Origin of the sequence: Pantoea graminicola, from assembly GCF_048452665.1 — a bacterium.
Lineage (GTDB): Bacteria > Pseudomonadota > Gammaproteobacteria > Enterobacterales > Enterobacteriaceae > Pantoea.
Genome location: NZ_JBLWSJ010000008.1, coordinates 166,137 through 181,623 on the forward strand (window position 1 = coordinate 166,137; position 15,487 = coordinate 181,623).

15 protein-coding genes are annotated in these 15,487 nt (G+C 58.2%); 8 read left to right on the top strand and 7 right to left on the bottom strand.

From position 1 onward, the window contains the following. Positions 1–36: 36 nt before the first annotated feature. Complete coding sequence (locus ACNY69_RS17715) at positions 37–504, top strand: 2TM domain-containing protein (protein WP_418799380.1); 468 nt, start codon at positions 37–39, stop codon at positions 502–504. A 60-nt stretch (positions 505–564) separates the two neighbouring features. On the opposite strand, the gene ACNY69_RS17720 is transcribed toward ACNY69_RS17715, so the two are convergent. The 6 genes from ACNY69_RS17720 to rpmH form a co-directional block, all read right to left on the bottom strand. Continuing rightward, entirely contained in the window at positions 565–1,155 is a 591-nt protein-coding gene (locus ACNY69_RS17720) for a malonic semialdehyde reductase (protein WP_418799381.1), read from the bottom strand. A 253-nt stretch (positions 1,156–1,408) separates the two neighbouring features. Continuing rightward, positions 1,409–2,773: a tRNA uridine-5-carboxymethylaminomethyl(34) synthesis GTPase MnmE gene (gene mnmE, locus ACNY69_RS17725; protein WP_111141702.1), complete on the bottom strand. Its 1,365-nt coding sequence runs from the start codon at positions 2,771–2,773 to the stop codon at positions 1,409–1,411. 88 nt (positions 2,774–2,861) lie between these two features. Beyond that, positions 2,862–4,508, bottom strand: coding sequence for a membrane protein insertase YidC (gene yidC, locus ACNY69_RS17730; protein ID WP_111141700.1), 1,647 nt, complete (start codon positions 4,506–4,508; stop codon positions 2,862–2,864). Positions 4,509–4,510: 2 nt separating this feature from the next. Beyond that, the gene (gene yidD, locus ACNY69_RS17735; protein WP_008926397.1) at positions 4,511–4,768 is read right to left on the bottom strand and encodes a membrane protein insertion efficiency factor YidD; all 258 of its coding nucleotides are present in this window, start codon (positions 4,766–4,768) and stop codon (positions 4,511–4,513) included. Beyond that, positions 4,732–5,091: a ribonuclease P protein component gene (gene rnpA, locus ACNY69_RS17740; protein WP_111141698.1), complete on the bottom strand. Its 360-nt coding sequence runs from the start codon at positions 5,089–5,091 to the stop codon at positions 4,732–4,734. The genes yidD and rnpA overlap by 37 nt, the downstream gene beginning before the upstream one ends. Positions 5,092–5,105: 14 nt before the next feature. Then, positions 5,106–5,246 (bottom strand): 50S ribosomal protein L34, encoded by a 141-nt coding sequence (gene rpmH, locus ACNY69_RS17745; protein WP_003849659.1) that lies wholly within the window; start codon positions 5,244–5,246, stop codon positions 5,106–5,108. Positions 5,247–5,843: 597 nt separating this feature from the next. On the opposite strand from rpmH, the gene dnaA reads away from it, so the two are divergent. From dnaA to ACNY69_RS17780, 7 genes are all read left to right on the top strand, one after another. Further along, on the top strand, positions 5,844–7,259 hold the full coding sequence (gene dnaA, locus ACNY69_RS17750) for a chromosomal replication initiator protein DnaA (protein ID WP_293773483.1): 1,416 nt from the start codon (positions 5,844–5,846) through the stop codon (positions 7,257–7,259). A gap of 4 nt (positions 7,260–7,263) precedes the next feature. Continuing rightward, positions 7,264–8,364 carry a DNA polymerase III subunit beta gene (gene dnaN, locus ACNY69_RS17755; protein ID WP_111141694.1) on the top strand — a complete coding sequence of 367 codons (1,101 nt, stop codon included), beginning with the start codon at positions 7,264–7,266 and terminating at the stop codon, positions 8,362–8,364. Between the two features lie 234 nt (positions 8,365–8,598). After that, on the top strand, positions 8,599–9,684 hold the full coding sequence (gene recF, locus ACNY69_RS17760; protein WP_111141692.1) for a DNA replication/repair protein RecF: 1,086 nt from the start codon (positions 8,599–8,601) through the stop codon (positions 9,682–9,684). Between the two features lie 18 nt (positions 9,685–9,702). Next, the gene (gyrB, locus tag ACNY69_RS17765) at positions 9,703–12,111 is read left to right on the top strand and encodes a DNA topoisomerase (ATP-hydrolyzing) subunit B (RefSeq protein ID WP_111141690.1); all 2,409 of its coding nucleotides are present in this window, start codon (positions 9,703–9,705) and stop codon (positions 12,109–12,111) included. A 193-nt stretch (positions 12,112–12,304) separates the two neighbouring features. Further along, positions 12,305–12,784, top strand: coding sequence for a NanQ anomerase/TabA/YiaL family protein (locus ACNY69_RS17770; RefSeq protein WP_418799384.1), 480 nt, complete (start codon positions 12,305–12,307; stop codon positions 12,782–12,784). Positions 12,785–12,883: 99 nt separating this feature from the next. Then, complete coding sequence (gene yidA, locus ACNY69_RS17775; protein ID WP_418799386.1) at positions 12,884–13,693, top strand: sugar-phosphatase; 810 nt, start codon at positions 12,884–12,886, stop codon at positions 13,691–13,693. Positions 13,694–13,809: 116 nt separating this feature from the next. Beyond that, the gene (locus ACNY69_RS17780) at positions 13,810–15,069 is read left to right on the top strand and encodes a DUF3748 domain-containing protein (RefSeq protein WP_418799388.1); all 1,260 of its coding nucleotides are present in this window, start codon (positions 13,810–13,812) and stop codon (positions 15,067–15,069) included. On the opposite strand, the gene ACNY69_RS17785 is transcribed toward ACNY69_RS17780, so the two are convergent. After that, positions 15,044–15,412, bottom strand: coding sequence for a YceK/YidQ family lipoprotein (locus tag ACNY69_RS17785; protein WP_418799390.1), 369 nt, complete (start codon positions 15,410–15,412; stop codon positions 15,044–15,046). The genes ACNY69_RS17780 and ACNY69_RS17785 overlap by 26 nt on opposite strands. Positions 15,413–15,487 lie beyond the last annotated feature (75 nt).

Consider the following 15,487-nt stretch of genomic DNA (forward strand, 5'->3'; position numbering starts at 1 on the left):
ACACTTTCTGCCTGTCTGTTATTACGGAGAACGCGCATGAGCAGCATCAACAGATTTAAAGCACACCGTCTGGCCCGGGCATGGTCGCAGGAACAGCTGGCAGAAATGGCGGGGCTGAGTACCCGCACCGTCCAGCGGATAGAGAATGGCGAAAAGCCAGGTCTGGAAACGCTGAGTGCACTGGCGGCCGTCTTTGAGGTGAGCGCCGGTGATCTGACCGGGCCACAGAACGGCGAGGATCAGGCGCTGGACCAGCGGATTACTGAAGCTCGCAGCAGGATCGCCGATGAAGCGCGCTTTTACCGTTCGCTGATCGTGGCGGTAGTGGTGTGCGGGCTGCTGTTCGTTCTGAACCGGATGACAGCACCGGCAACGCACTGGTCACTCTGGGTGGCGGCGATCTGGGGGGCGCTGCTGGTCGTCCGGGCGATACGGACCTTTGTTTTTCATGACGCGATGCAGCGCTGGCAGCAAAAACGCCTGCAGAAGATGCTGCGCCGCTGAGCACCACGATCGGTTCAGGCAGGCCGTTTGCGTCGCGACTGAATCGCGACGCGATCAGCATCAGGCGAAGCGGCTTGCCTGTTCGAAGCTCAGGCGCGGCAGGCGCGGATGCAGTTTCGACGCCTCGCCGTAGCCCAGGTTAATCAGCAGGTTAACCTGATACTGGCCATCCGGGAAAAACGCCTCGTTGATTTTTTCCGGGTTGAAACCGGACATCGGACCGGCATCCAGACCCAGCGAACGGGCTGCGAGGATCAGGTAACCCGCCTGCAGGCTGCTGTTGCGGAAGGCGGTCTCTTTCGCCGCTTCCGGGCTGCCGGTAAACCAGCTGCGCGCATCCGCATGCGGGAAGAGCGCGGGCAGCTGCTCATAGAATTCGCGGTCCCAGGCCACAATCACCGTCACGGGCGCGCTCAGGGTCTTATCCAGATTGCCGGAAGAGAGGGCCGGTTTCAGCTTCTCTTTGCCCTCCGCCGAGGTCACAAAAACAAAACGCGCGGGCAGGCAGTTCGCCGAGGTCGGGCCCAGCACCGTCAGATCGTAAAGCTGTTCCAGCAGCGCGTGGTCGACCGGCTTGTCCTGCCAGTAACTGTGGGTGCGGGCGTCGTGGAACAGGGTATCCAGTGCGGCATTGTCGAGCGGTGTACTCATGCAACTCTCCTTTCTTCTGGCAAAAGGTTCGGCCAGGAATGTTCACGTAGTGGGTCTGCTTCCGGCCGGATGCGGAACGGGACAACGCGCGGCACGCTCTGGCCGCCCCGCAGATCGGCGCATCTACCGTTATACGACAACGCAGAGCCGCCGCAAAATAACATATCAGCAAGAATCGGGGCAGAAGCGGGAATAACAGGGAAGCAGAGAGCGGGTGAGCGGGCCTGACAGCTGGCGCCGTCAGGCCAGGGGATTATTTACCGATACAGAAGCTGGAGAAGATGCGGCCCAGCAGATCGTCGGAGGTGAACTCGCCGGTGATCTCGCTCAGCGCCTGCTGCGCCACGCGCAGCTCTTCCGCCAGCAGCTCACCGGCCCGGGCACCCAGCAGCTGCGCTCTGCCCTGATCCAGGTGCGTCGCCGCCAGTTCCAGTGCCTGCAGATGACGACGGCGCGCCAGGAAGCCCCCTTCCATGTTACCGGCGAAGCCCATGCTCTGCTTGAGGTGATCACGCAACGCCTCAACACCCTCGCTGGTGCGCGCCGAGAGGCGAATCAGCGCGTGGCCGTTGATTTCGGTCAGGCCGAGAGGCTCACCGGTGACATCCGCCTTGTTGCGAACCACGGTCACCGGCAGTGCCGGCGGCAGGCGGGAGATGAAATCGGGCCAGATAGCCGCCGCTTCGGTGGCGTCGGTCGTCGTACCGTCCACCATAAACAGCACGCGGTCCGCCTGTTCGATCTCCTGCCAGGCGCGCTCAATCCCGATACGCTCCACTTCGTCGCTGGCTTCGCGCAGACCGGCGGTGTCGATGATGTGCAGCGGCATACCGTCGATATGAATATGCTCGCGCAGGACGTCACGGGTGGTGCCCGCAATGTCTGTGACGATCGCGGCGTCACGGCCTGCCAGCGCATTCAGCAGGCTCGATTTGCCCGCGTTAGGCCGCCCCGCTATCACCACCTTCATCCCTTCACGCAGCAGGCTGCCCTGACGCGCTTCGGCACGGACGGCATCCAGGTCGTCGATTACGCTGTTCAGCTGCGCTTCGATTTTGCCGTCAGAGAGGAAGTCGATCTCCTCATCGGGGAAGTCGATGGCCGCTTCGACATAGATCCGCAGATGAGTCAGCGCCTCCACGAGAGCGTTAACCCGCGTGGAGAAGACGCCCTGCAGCGAGTTCACCGCCGAACGGGCCGCCTGCTCAGAACTGGCATCGATCAGATCGGCAATCGCCTCGGCCTGCGCCAGGTCGAGCTTGTCATTCAGAAACGCCCGCTCCGAAAACTCACCCGGCTGGGCGATACGTACGCCCGGCAGCGCCACGATGCGCTTCAGCAGCAGATCGAGGATCACCGGGCCGCCGTGGCCCTGCAGCTCCAGCACATCTTCGCCGGTAAAGGAGTTCGGACCGGGGAACCACAGCGCGATGCCCTGATCCAGCACGCTGCCGTCGCTGTCAGTAAAAGGCAGATAGTCGGCATATCGCGGCTTCGGCAGCTTGCCCAGCAGCTGACGGGCGACCTCTGCCGCCTGCGCGCCGGAAACGCGCAGAATGCCTACGCCGCCACGTCCGGGCGGCGTTGCCTGGGCAACAATAGTATCGCTGTGGCTCATAAATTTTCTCTCGCTACAAAAAACACAGGCGGTCGCTTTGACCGCCTGAGATTAGACTTTTTCCGCGCGGGACAGTGCCCGCGAGGGCTTACGCTTTCTTCTTGTCGCGGCTGTGCAGACCACGTTTTTCCAGGCCGCGGTAGATCAGCTGCTGCTGGAGAATGGTCACCAGGTTGCTGACGATGTAGTACAGCACCAGACCTGACGGGAACCACAGGAAGAAGACGGTAAAGATCACCGGCATGTAGGTCATGATCTTCTGCTGCATCGGATCGGTCACGGTGGTCGGTGACATCTTCTGAATGAAGAACATGGTGATACCCATCAGAATCGGCAGGATGTAGTACGGGTCCTGCGCTGACAGGTCATGGATCCAGAGAACAAATGGCGCATGACGCAGTTCAACCGAGCCTGACAGCATATAGTAGAGCGCCAGGAAGATGGGCATCTGAATCACCAGCGGCAGACAGCCACCCAGCGGATTCACTTTCTCTGCTTTATACAGGGCCATCATTTCCTGGCTCTGCTTCTGCTTGTCATCCCCCAGACGCTCACGCATAGCCTGAATTTTTGGCTGCAGCATACGCATCTTGGCCATCGAGGTGTACTGCGCTTTGGTCAGCGGGTACATGATGCCACGCACGATGAAGGTGATGACGATAATGGAGAAGCCCCAGTTACCGATGAAGCTGTGGATAAATTTCAGCAGCTTGAACAGCGGCTGAGAGATAAACCACAACCAGCCGTAATCGACGGTCAGGTCAAGGTGTGGCGCAATCGCGGCCATCTTATCCTGAATTTCCGGGCCGACCCACAGCGTTGCACCCAGATTCTGCTGTGCGCCTGCGGCAATGGTGACCGGTGCAGATTTGTAGCCAATCGCCGCAACGCCATTACCCAGGTTGCTGGTGTAAAGCGTGTTAGTGCCGTCGGTACGCGGCACCCAGGCCGTGGCAAAGTACTGCTGCAGCATCGCTACCCAGCCATTGCTGGTCGTCGCGCTCAGGTTCTCGTTATCCGCGATGGTGTCGAATTTGTACTTCTCATATTTCGAATCGCTGGTGGAGTAAGCCGCGCCACGGAAGGTGTGCAGAGCAAAGTTGTTGCTGCCGGTATCGCGATGCTTAGGCAGATCGATGGTCTGCTTCAGCTGGCCAAACAGGGACACTTCCAGCGGCTGCTGAGTGGTGTTGTTGACATGATAATCGACATTAACGGCATATTCGCCACGCTTGAAGATGAAGGTTTTGGTGTAAACCACGCCATTTTCAGCGGTAAAGGTCATCGGCACACGCAGTTCGGACTGGCCATCGGCCATCTCGAAATGATCCTGCGCGGCAGTGAACAGCGGACGCGCGCCGTTGTTCGGGTTATCCGGGCCGTTACGACCGGTTAATCCGCTCTGTGCCTGGTAAACAAACGCTGGCGTCGTTTCAAGCAGCTGGAACGGCTGATCAGAACCCAGTTTGTCCGGGAACGTCAGCAGTTGAGCCTGCTCAACATCACCGCCGCGGGTGTTGATATTCAATGACAGGACATCAGTCTTAACGGTGATCGTCTGGCCCTGACCGCTGGCCGGTACACCCTGACTGGCGGTATCACCCGCTACGCTGTTGGTGCCTTGTGTGGTCTGCGTCTGCTGTGGCTGCGGAGCGTGGTCCGTCTGCCAGGCTTGCCAGATCATAAAGGACACGAACAGAAAAGCGATGAGAAAGAGATTGCGTTGCGAATCCATCGTTAATGTTCTCTGGTATCAAAGGTTTTTGGCGGCACAGGATCGTCACCACCCGGGTTCAAGGGGTGGCATTTTAATACGCGTTTTAATGTCAACCAACTGCCTTTTATCAGGCCAAACCTGCGTAACGCCTCAATTCCATAATGAGAGCAGGTAGGATGAAACCGACAGTGTGGTCCCAGTAATGGACTGATACCGCGTTGATAGACGCGTATCAGGACGATCAGGAGCCGCGCGCCAGGCGACAGTGACGACGCCATAATTTCTCCAACGCTTCCGTCAGCATACGGTTATCCAGATCGGCAACCCCCTTCTTCGCGACGACCACGAAGTCCATCGACGGCAGTTCATGCTGACGCAGGCGAAAGCTTTCGCGGGTCAATCGCTTGATCCGGTTGCGTTCATGCGCGCGTTTAACATGTTTTTTAGCGACGGTGAGACCGATGCGGGGATGCCCCAGCGCGTTAAGGCGGCCGAGAATAGTGATTTGCGGCGTGCCAGCCCGTTGTGGCTGCTGGAAGACGAAAGTGAAATGAGTGGGAGTTAACAAACGTAACTCCCTGGGAAATGCGAGCTTACCCATCAGGGCTTGCTTTATTACTTAGAAACGGTCAGACGAGAGCGGCCTTTAGCACGACGACGTGCCAGAACCTGACGACCATTTTTTGTTGCCATACGAGCACGGAAACCGTGTGAACGGTTGCGCTTCAGTACGGACGGTTGAAAAGTGCGTTTCATGGCGGTTTCTACCTAAACTTGAAAATTTTCACTGGGTGACGCGTTTCGGGCCAGTAAATCGACCGACGCCTCAATGTGTCTTTAATAAAGAGGCGGGATTGTAATAATTGTACAGTCCCGAGTCAATTTACTTCGCGTGCAACGGTACCTGAAAACCCGCTTACAGCCCGCTGAGTTCCAACATTTCACCGCAGGGCGCAATGTCGGGTGGAGAATTATACGGGGTCCGCACTAAAGCGCAAGGATCGCACGGGATCTTATTGCGATCGTCTGCGGGGATCCTGGGGATAAAATGAGACGCCGCCCGAATTTTTCACGGATTGCGCCAGATCCCTGGGGGTTTTTCCCGCAACTGGCGTAAACTTCCCTGCGTGCTTCCGGCCTGTGGATAAAAACGATCAAAACTGTGTAGAAAGGGAAGATCTCTGCCTCGCTTTGCGCTATGATCCGCCCTTCCGCTGACGATCCTCCCGAGATTGCAGGATGGAAAACCGCTGATAGCGGTCGCAGGCGCTTTCTTAGTGTCTGTGTCAAAAATGAACGTTTCTTAGAGTAACGCCTACTATTCTTTTCGAATTTGTACGAGTGGAGTCCGCCGTGTCACTTACGCTTTGGCAACAGTGTCTTGCCCGTTTGCAGGATGAGCTTCCTGCCACCGAATTCAGCATGTGGATCCGTCCACTCCAGGCTGAGTTAAACGACAATACGCTTGCCTTGTATGCTCCAAATCGCTTCGTACTCGACTGGGTTCGGGACAAATACCTTAACAGCATCAATGCCCTGCTGAATGAATTCTGTGGGCCTAATGTGCCGACGCTGCGTTTTGAAGTCGGCACACGTCCGGTTCAGCAACCTGCGGCTGCGGTGAGCCAGCCGGTCATGGCGAACGTCAGCACGCCCGTCATGCCGGTGCAGAGCCACGTTCGTCCGGCTCCGGCGCAGATCGTGCGTCCCAGCTGGGATAACGTTCCGGCTCCGGCCGACGTCACGTATCGCTCAAATGTGAATAACCGTCATAACTTCGATAACTTCGTCGAGGGTAAATCCAACCAGCTGGCGCGCGCGGCGGCACGTCAGGTGGCGGATAATCCCGGCGGCGCTTACAACCCGCTGTTCCTTTATGGCGGCACCGGTCTCGGTAAAACGCACCTGCTCCATGCAGTGGGCAACGGCATTATTGCCCGCAAACCCAACGCCAAAGTGGTGTATATGCACTCCGAGCGTTTTGTGCAGGATATGGTCAAAGCCCTGCAGAACAATGCGATCGAAGAGTTTAAACGCTACTACCGCTCTGTGGATGCGCTGCTGATCGATGATATTCAGTTCTTTGCGAATAAAGAGCGTTCGCAGGAAGAGTTCTTCCACACCTTTAATGCCTTATTAGAGGGCAACCAGCAGATCATCCTGACATCGGATCGCTATCCTAAAGAGATCAACGGCGTCGAAGATCGCCTTAAATCGCGTTTCGGCTGGGGATTAACGGTGGCGATTGAGCCGCCTGAGCTGGAAACCCGTGTCGCAATCCTGATGAAAAAAGCGGATGAGAATGACATCCGTCTGCCGGGCGAAGTCGCCTTCTTTATTGCCAAACGTCTGCGCTCTAACGTGCGTGAACTGGAAGGGGCGCTGAATCGCGTGATTGCCAATGCCAACTTTACCGGCCGGGCAATCACCATCGACTTCGTGCGTGAGGCGCTGCGCGATCTGCTGGCGCTGCAGGAAAAGCTGGTCACCATTGATAATATTCAGAAGACGGTCGCCGAGTATTACAAAATCAAGGTGGCGGATCTGCTCTCCAAGCGCCGTTCGCGCTCGGTAGCACGTCCGCGCCAGATGGCGATGGCGATGGCGAAAGAGTTGACGAACCACAGCCTGCCAGAAATTGGCGATGCTTTTGGGGGTCGCGACCACACAACGGTGCTTCATGCCTGCCGCAAAATTGAGCAGCTGCGTGAAGAGAGCCACGATATCAAAGAAGATTTCTCTAATCTCATCAGAACATTATCTTCCTGACGCTATGAAATTTATTGTTGAACGTGAGCAGCTGCTGAAGCCGCTGCAACAAGTAAGTGGCCCACTGGGTGGTCGACCGACGCTGCCAATCCTCGGCAACCTGCTGCTGCAGGTCACTGAAGGTTCGCTGTTGCTGACCGGTACCGATCTGGAAATGGAAATGGTCGCGCGCGTGGCGCTGACTCAGGCGCACGAACCGGGTGCCACCACCGTTCCGGCCCGGAAATTCCTGGATATCTGTCGCGGATTGCCGGATGGCGCAGAAATTACGCTGGCGCTGGAAGGCGATCGTATGCTGGTGCGTTCTGGCCGCAGCCGTTTTTCCCTGTCGACGCTGCCCGCCAGTGACTTCCCGAATCTGGACGACTGGCAGAGCGAGGTGGAATTTACCCTGCCACAGGCAACGCTGAAACGGCTGATCGAAGCGACCCAGTTCTCAATGGCGCATCAGGATGTGCGTTACTACCTCAACGGCATGATGTTTGAAACCGAAGGGGAAGAGCTGCGTACCGTGGCGACCGACGGCCACCGTCTGGCCGTCTGCTCAATGCCGATTGGCCAGGCGCTGCCGAGCCACTCCGTCATTGTGCCGCGCAAAGGGGTGATTGAACTGCTGCGACTGCTGGATGGCGGCGAGACGCCGCTGCAGGTGCAGATTGGCGGCAGCAATATCCGGGCGCACGTCGGCGACTATATCTTTACCTCCAAACTGGTAGATGGCCGCTTCCCCGATTATCGCCGCGTATTGCCGAAAAATCCGGACAAAGCGCTGGAAGCGGGCTGCGATCTGCTTAAGCAGGCTTTTGCGCGTGCTGCGATCCTCTCCAACGAGAAGTTCCGTGGCGTTCGCCTCTATATCACCGAAAATCAGCTGAAGATCACCGCAAATAACCCTGAACAGGAAGAAGCGGAAGAGATGCTGGATGTCAGCTACAACGGCACCGAACTGGAAATCGGCTTTAACGTCAGTTACGTGCTGGACGTGCTGAACGCGCTGAAGTGCGAAAACGTCCGTCTGCTGCTGACCGACTCCGTGTCGAGCGTGCAGATTGAGGATGTGGCGAGTCCCGCCGCAGCCTATGTCGTGATGCCCATGCGCCTGTAGGTGGTATCTGTCGGCCTGGCTTACTTCCTGTGTTGTGCCCCGGCAGTGTTCGTCATCCTCACGTACGTCAGTACGCGCCGGTGGCGGTGTGCTGGCGGGGCGCAACATCACGGCGACGCTGTCGACCTGGTGACGTCGATACCGGGCAAACCCTGCCCCGGCATCGACGTCCTGGAATGTGACAAGGCAAAGCTCATTTCATCCCGATCACTGCCCTTCACGCTGGACTGATTCATGGCTTTAACCCGCCTTCTTATCAAAGATTTTCGTAATATCGAGCAGGCTGACCTGCAGCTGGCGCCGGGCTTTAACTTTCTGGTTGGGGTCAACGGCAGCGGTAAAACCAGTGTGTTAGAAGCCATTCATACGCTGGGGCATGGCCGGTCGTTTCGCAGCCTGCAGGCGGGCCGCGTCATTCGTCACGACGAGGCGGCGTTCGTGCTGCACGGACGGCTGGAGAGCAAAGAGCGGGAGATTTCAGTCGGGCTGACCAAAAACCGCGCCGGTGACAGCAAGGTGCGCATTGATGGCAGCGATGGTCACAAGGTCGCGGAGCTGGCGCAGCTGCTGCCGATGCAGCTGATTACGCCGGAAGGCTTCAGTCTGCTCAATGGCGGCCCCAAATACCGCAGAGCCTATGTCGACTGGGGCTGTTTTCACAACACGCCCGGTTTTTTTAACGCCTGGAACAATCTGCGTCGTCTGCTCAAGCAGCGAAACGCCGCGCTGCGCCAGGTCTCACGCTACAGTCAGATCCGCCCCTGGGATCAGGAGCTGGTTCCGCTGGCGGAACAGATCAGCCAGTGGCGCGCAGAATACAGCGCGGCCATTTCGGCGGAGATCACCGCCACCTGCAGCCAGTTCCTGCCGGAATTTGAGCTGCGCTTCTCTTTCCAGCGCGGCTGGGATAAGGAGAGCGACTATGGCGAACTGCTGGAACGTAACTTCGAGCGCGATCGCGCGCTGACCTATACCGCCAGCGGCCCGCATAAGGCCGATTTCCGTATCCGGGCTGAAGGGACGCCGGTAGAAGATTTACTCTCACGCGGGCAGTTAAAACTGCTCATGTGTGCATTGCGTCTGGCACAGGGCGAGTTCCTGACAAGCCAGAGCGGACGCCGCTGTATTTACCTCATTGATGACTTTGCTTCTGAGCTGGATGAAAGCCGCCGACGCCTGCTGGCGGAGCGGTTAAAAGCCACCCGGGCTCAGGTCTTTGTCAGCGCCATTTCGGCCGGACATGTAATCGACATGAGCGACGAAAAGGGCAAGATGTTCCGCGTGGAACAGGGTAAAATAGCGGTTCAACCTGAAGATTAAAATGAGCGAGAAACGTTGATGTCGAATTCTTATGACTCCTCAAGTATTAAAGTCCTGAAAGGGCTTGATGCGGTACGCAAACGCCCGGGCATGTATATCGGCGATACCGATGACGGTACCGGTCTGCATCACATGGTATTCGAGGTCGTGGATAACGCAATCGACGAAGCGCTCGCTGGTCACTGTAGTGACATTGTGGTCACCATCCATGCGGATAACTCCGTTTCGGTGCAGGATGATGGACGCGGCATTCCTACCGGCATTCACGAAGAAGAGGGCGTTTCCGCCGCGGAAGTGATCATGACCGTGCTGCATGCGGGCGGTAAGTTCGACGACAACTCCTATAAAGTGTCCGGCGGCCTGCACGGCGTGGGTGTCTCCGTCGTTAACGCCCTGTCTCAGAAGCTGGAGCTGACTATCCGTCGCGAAGGCAAAGTGCACCAGCAGATCTACGTCCACGGCGTCCCTGAGGCCCCGCTGGCGATCACCGGTGATACCGATTTAACCGGTACCCGCGTGCGTTTCTGGCCAAGCTATGAAACCTTTACCAACGTCCGCGACTTCGAGTATGACATTCTGGCAAAACGCCTGCGTGAACTCTCGTTCCTGAACTCGGGCGTGTCGATCCGTCTGGAAGATAAGCGTGATGGCAAAAGCGATCACTTCCACTACGAAGGCGGCATCAAGGCGTTCGTTGAGTATCTCAACAAGAACAAAACCCCGATCCACCCGACCGTGTTCTATTTCTCTAACGAGAAAGATGGCATCGGCGTGGAAGTGGCGCTGCAGTGGAACGACGGCTTCCAGGAAAATATCTACTGCTTCACCAACAACATTCCACAGCGCGACGGCGGTACGCACCTGGCCGGTTTCCGTGCGGCGATGACCCGTACCCTGAATGCCTACATGGATAAAGAGGGATACAGCAAGAAAGCCAAAGTCAGCGCCACCGGCGACGACGCCCGTGAAGGTCTGATCGCCGTGGTTTCGGTGAAAGTGCCGGATCCGAAATTCTCCTCACAGACCAAAGATAAGCTGGTCTCTTCCGAGGTGAAATCGGCCGTTGAACAGCAGATGAACGAACTGCTGGCCGAATACCTGCTGGAAAATCCGGCAGACGCCAAGATTGTGGTCGGCAAAATCATCGACGCCGCCCGTGCCCGTGAAGCGGCGCGTCGCGCCCGTGAAATGACCCGCCGTAAGGGCGCGCTGGATCTGGCCGGTCTGCCAGGCAAGCTGGCGGATTGCCAGGAGCGCGACCCGGCGCTCTCTGAAATCTACCTGGTGGAGGGTGACTCCGCAGGCGGCTCGGCCAAACAGGGCCGTAACCGTAAGAACCAGGCGATTCTGCCGCTGAAAGGTAAGATCCTGAACGTCGAGAAAGCGCGTTTCGACAAGATGCTCGCGTCACAGGAAGTCGCTACGCTGATCACCGCACTGGGTTGCGGCATCGGTCGCGACGAGTACAACCCGGACAAGCTGCGCTATCACAGCATCATCATCATGACCGATGCCGACGTCGATGGTTCACACATCCGTACCCTGCTGCTGACCTTCTTCTATCGTCAGATGCCGGAGATCATCGAGCGTGGCCACGTCTATATCGCTCAGCCGCCGCTCTACAAAGTGAAGAAAGGCAAGCAGGAGCAGTACATCAAAGATGATGAGGCGATGGATCAGTATCAGATCGCTATCGCGCTGGATGGGGCGACGCTGCACACCAATGCCAGCGCGCCAGCCCTGGGCGGCGAGCCGCTGGAGTCGCTGGTGTCTGAATTCAACAGCACCCAGAAGATGATCAAGCGGATGGAACGCCGTTATCCGGTAGCGATGCTGCGTGCGCTGATTTATCACGACACGCTGGGCGATCTGGGCAACGAAGCGGAAGTCACCACCTGGCTGAACGGTCTGGTGAGCTATCTGACCGAGCGCGAAGCCCACGGCAGCACCTGGCTGGCCCAGGTGCGTGAAAACCGCGAACAGAACCTGTTTGAGCCGGTACTGCGCGTGCGTACTCACGGCGTGGATACCGACTATCCGCTGGACGCCGAGTTCATCCAGGGCCCGGAATACCGCAAAATCTGCGCTCTGGGCAGCAAACTGCGCGGTCTGCTGGAAGAAGATGCGTACATCGAGCGTGGCGAACGTCGTCAGCCGGTGGCGAGCTTCGAACAGGCGATCGAGTGGCTGGTTAAAGAGTCGCGTCGCGGTCTCTCCGTTCAGCGCTATAAAGGTCTGGGCGAGATGAACCCGGATCAGCTGTGGGAAACCACCATGGATCCCGACAGCCGCCGTATGCTGCGCGTCACCATTAAAGATGCGATCGGTGCCGACCAGCTCTTCACGACCCTGATGGGCGATGCGGTTGAACCGCGCCGCGCCTTCATCGAAGAGAATGCGCTGAAAGCGGCCAACATCGACATTTAACCGACAGCCCCTGTCGCACAGGCCATCACTCCGGTGATGGCCTTTTTTTTGTGCCATACGGGCGGAAACCCGGATGCGCCCGCCCCGCCGCCTGCGCGCTGCGATCCCGATCACGTTTTAACCTGGTCAGCTCCCTTACTCTTGCCTCTCTTTGCGCTCTTCCGGCGCACACTTCATAACAGGGAGTTACACCATGATTGTTTGCGATCGTCACGACTGGGACAGAGAACGTCACGCCTTTCATCCGGTCGTTGATCAGGCGATAAGCTGGATTGCCGGCACAGATTTCAGCCAGCTGGAAACCGGGAAATATGCGATCCTGCCCGACGACAAAATGTTCTGTCTGGTGCAGGAGATGATGACCGAACCGGCCAGCGCGCGCCGTGCGGAGTCGCACTTTAACTACGTTGATATTCAGTATCTGCTGGCAGGCACCGAGAACATCGGCGTTGCCCGCGCCCATCCCGATCAGCAAATCACCGAAGATTTTGCTCAGCAGCGCGACGTGGTGTTTTACCAGAAGACGCTGAACGAGTCGGTGATTACGCTGATGCCCGGCATGTTCGCCCTCTTCTTCCCGCACGACATTCACCGCCCCTGCTGCGCGCCCGGCGAACCGGCAACTATCCGAAAAGCGGTGATGAAAATCCATCGCGATCTCTTTACCGCCTGACCTCGGCGACCAGGGTGCCGTTCCCGCCTGCCATGAAACTGGTCAATGTGCGCTGAATCGCGCTAGCATTGAGTAAAACCCAGACGCAACGAGGACTCTATGGCTATTAAATTGATCGCTATCGACATGGATGGCACCCTGCTCAATCCGCAACATGAGATCACGCCAGGGGTGAAATCTGCCCTGGATCGCGCCCGTGAGAAGGGGGTGGCGATTGTGCTGACCACGGGCCGGCCGTTTGTCGGCATCCAGCGCTATCTGATGGAGCTGGATATGCAGGTGCCTGGCCAGTACGCGATCAGCAACAACGGTGCGCTGGTTCATCAGGCTGAAAATGGCGACTGCGTGGCGGAAGTGACCCTGACCTTTGACGACTATCTCTACGTTGAGAAGCTGGCGCGTGAACTTGGCGTCCATTTTCAGGCGTTCGATAAATCCCATCTCTACACCCCCAACAAAGACATCAGCGAATTCACCATCCACGAGGCGAGCCTGACCGGTATTCCGGTGCGCTACCGCGCCGTGGAGGAGATGGATCCGGCCATGCGCTTCCCGAAATTAATGATGATCGATCGACCTGCCCTGCTCGACGAGGCGATTGCCCGCCTGCCTGAACAGGCTAAGCAGACCTACACCATCCTGAAGAGCGCCCCCTATTACCTCGAAATCCTCGACCGCCGGGTGAACAAAGGTCAGGGCGTCAGAATGCTGGCAGAAAAACTCGGCCTGAAACAGGAAGAGGTGATGGCGATTGGCGATCAGGAGAATGACCTGGCGATGATCGAGTACGCCGGAACGGGCGTCGCAATGGGCAATGCCATCGATTCGGTCAAACAGATCGCCCAGTTTATTACCCGAACCAATATGGAAGATGGCGTTGCGCATGCCATTGAAGAGCTGGTGCTGTAACGCCCCTGCGCTCTGCCGGGCCACGCGCGCCCGGCCTTTTTAATCCGGTAAAAAAGCTGCACCGCAAAACAGAATCGCGTAATTTGTCGGGCAACTCTTTCTCCACGGGTTTCATCATGTCAGAAAAACAGATCACCTTTGCTGCCCGTCAGCACCAGCTCACCAATATCAATGTCTGGACAGCCGACAGCCAGTGGCTGGCCTTTGACGTGCGTCCCTCTGGCGCGTCATTTACCAGCCAGACCATCGAGCGCGTCAATGTGATGACCGGGGAGGTGGAGGTGCTCTACCGGGCGCAGCACGGAGCCCACGTCGGGGTGGTGACCGTCAGCCCGGATCTGCCGCCGCGCTACGTCTGCATTCACGGCCCCGAACATCCCGATGCCAGCTGGCAGTATGACTTCCACCACCGGCGTGGCGTCATCGTGCAGAACGGCGCGGCGATCAATCTGGATGCCTGCGATATCACGCCACCCTTCACGCCCGGCGCCTTGCGCGGCGGCTCGCATGTCCACGTCTTCAGCCCGGACGGTTCGCGCCTGAGCTTTACCTACAATGACCATGTGATGCATGAGCGGGACCGTCGTCTCGATCTGCGCAACGTTGGCATCGCCGTGCCGCTGCGCGCCGTGAGGCCCGAAAAACAGCATCCGCGCGAATATGACGGCAGCTATTTCTGCCTGCTGGTAAGCCAGACGCAGGCGGACCTGGAACCCGGCAGCGATCAGATTAACCGGGCCTATGAAGAGTGCTGGATCGGCGAACGGGGCTATCAGAAAGCGGATGGCAGCTGGCAGCGCTGGGCCATCGCCTTTATTGGCGACACGCTGACGGCGCAGGGCGAAAAGTGCCCTGAAATCTTTATTGTCGATCTGCCTGAGGCGCTGGAGGATTACGCCCGTCCCGGCGAGCAGCCGCTGGAGGGCAGCAGCCAGCAGTTGCCTGCGCCACCGGCCGGTGTTCAGCAGCGCCGTCTGACGCACAGCAGAGGCGTCGCGTTGCAGCCGCGCCACTGGCTGCGTTCTGCGCCCGATGGTCGCCAGATTGCGTTTCTGATGGCGGATGCCGGGCAGACTATTCAGCTCTGGACGGTGTCACCCCAGGGCGGCGAGCCGCGACAGATCACCCGTCTCAGCCACAGCATCCAGTCCGCTTTCAGCTGGCATCCAGACGGAGAGGCGATCGCCTTTATCTGTGATAACAGTGTCATGCGATGTGATGTGGAGAGCGGCGCGTGTCAGCGGCTGACACCCCGCACGGAGGATGCGCCATCGGGGGACGCGGTGGTCTGGTCACCGGACGGCTGTCAGATTGCCTTTATGCGCGAGGTTGCGGGCTGGCGGCAGCTCTTTACGGTTGCGGCTGAGACGCCATAGCGGGCATCGGCTGCGCCTGCGCCAGGCTCTCCTGAGTGTGCGCCAGCCTTTCACTCTGCAGGATGCGTTCCCGCGGCGAGTCGAGCGTTTTATCTCTGTCGCTGCGATAGTAGTCCCACGGCAGCAGCAGCGTATCCAGCACGGCAGAGAAAGGCAGATCGATTAACGCCAGCGGCTTCAGCGCCCAGCTGGTCTGATCGTCAGTCAGCATATCGGCGCTGGCGCGGGTGCCCGGATAGTAGCCCTGACTGGCACCGGTGTGAGACATCATGCTGGAGCAGCCGGTTGTCGCCATTGTGCAGCAAATCATTCCAGCCAGAGGTAAGGTCTTCAACAATTTCATTATCATCATCCCTTCAGTCATGGCAGAAGCCTGGCTGAGTTGGCCTGCCAGACAACGTCAACACTCTGGGGCGAA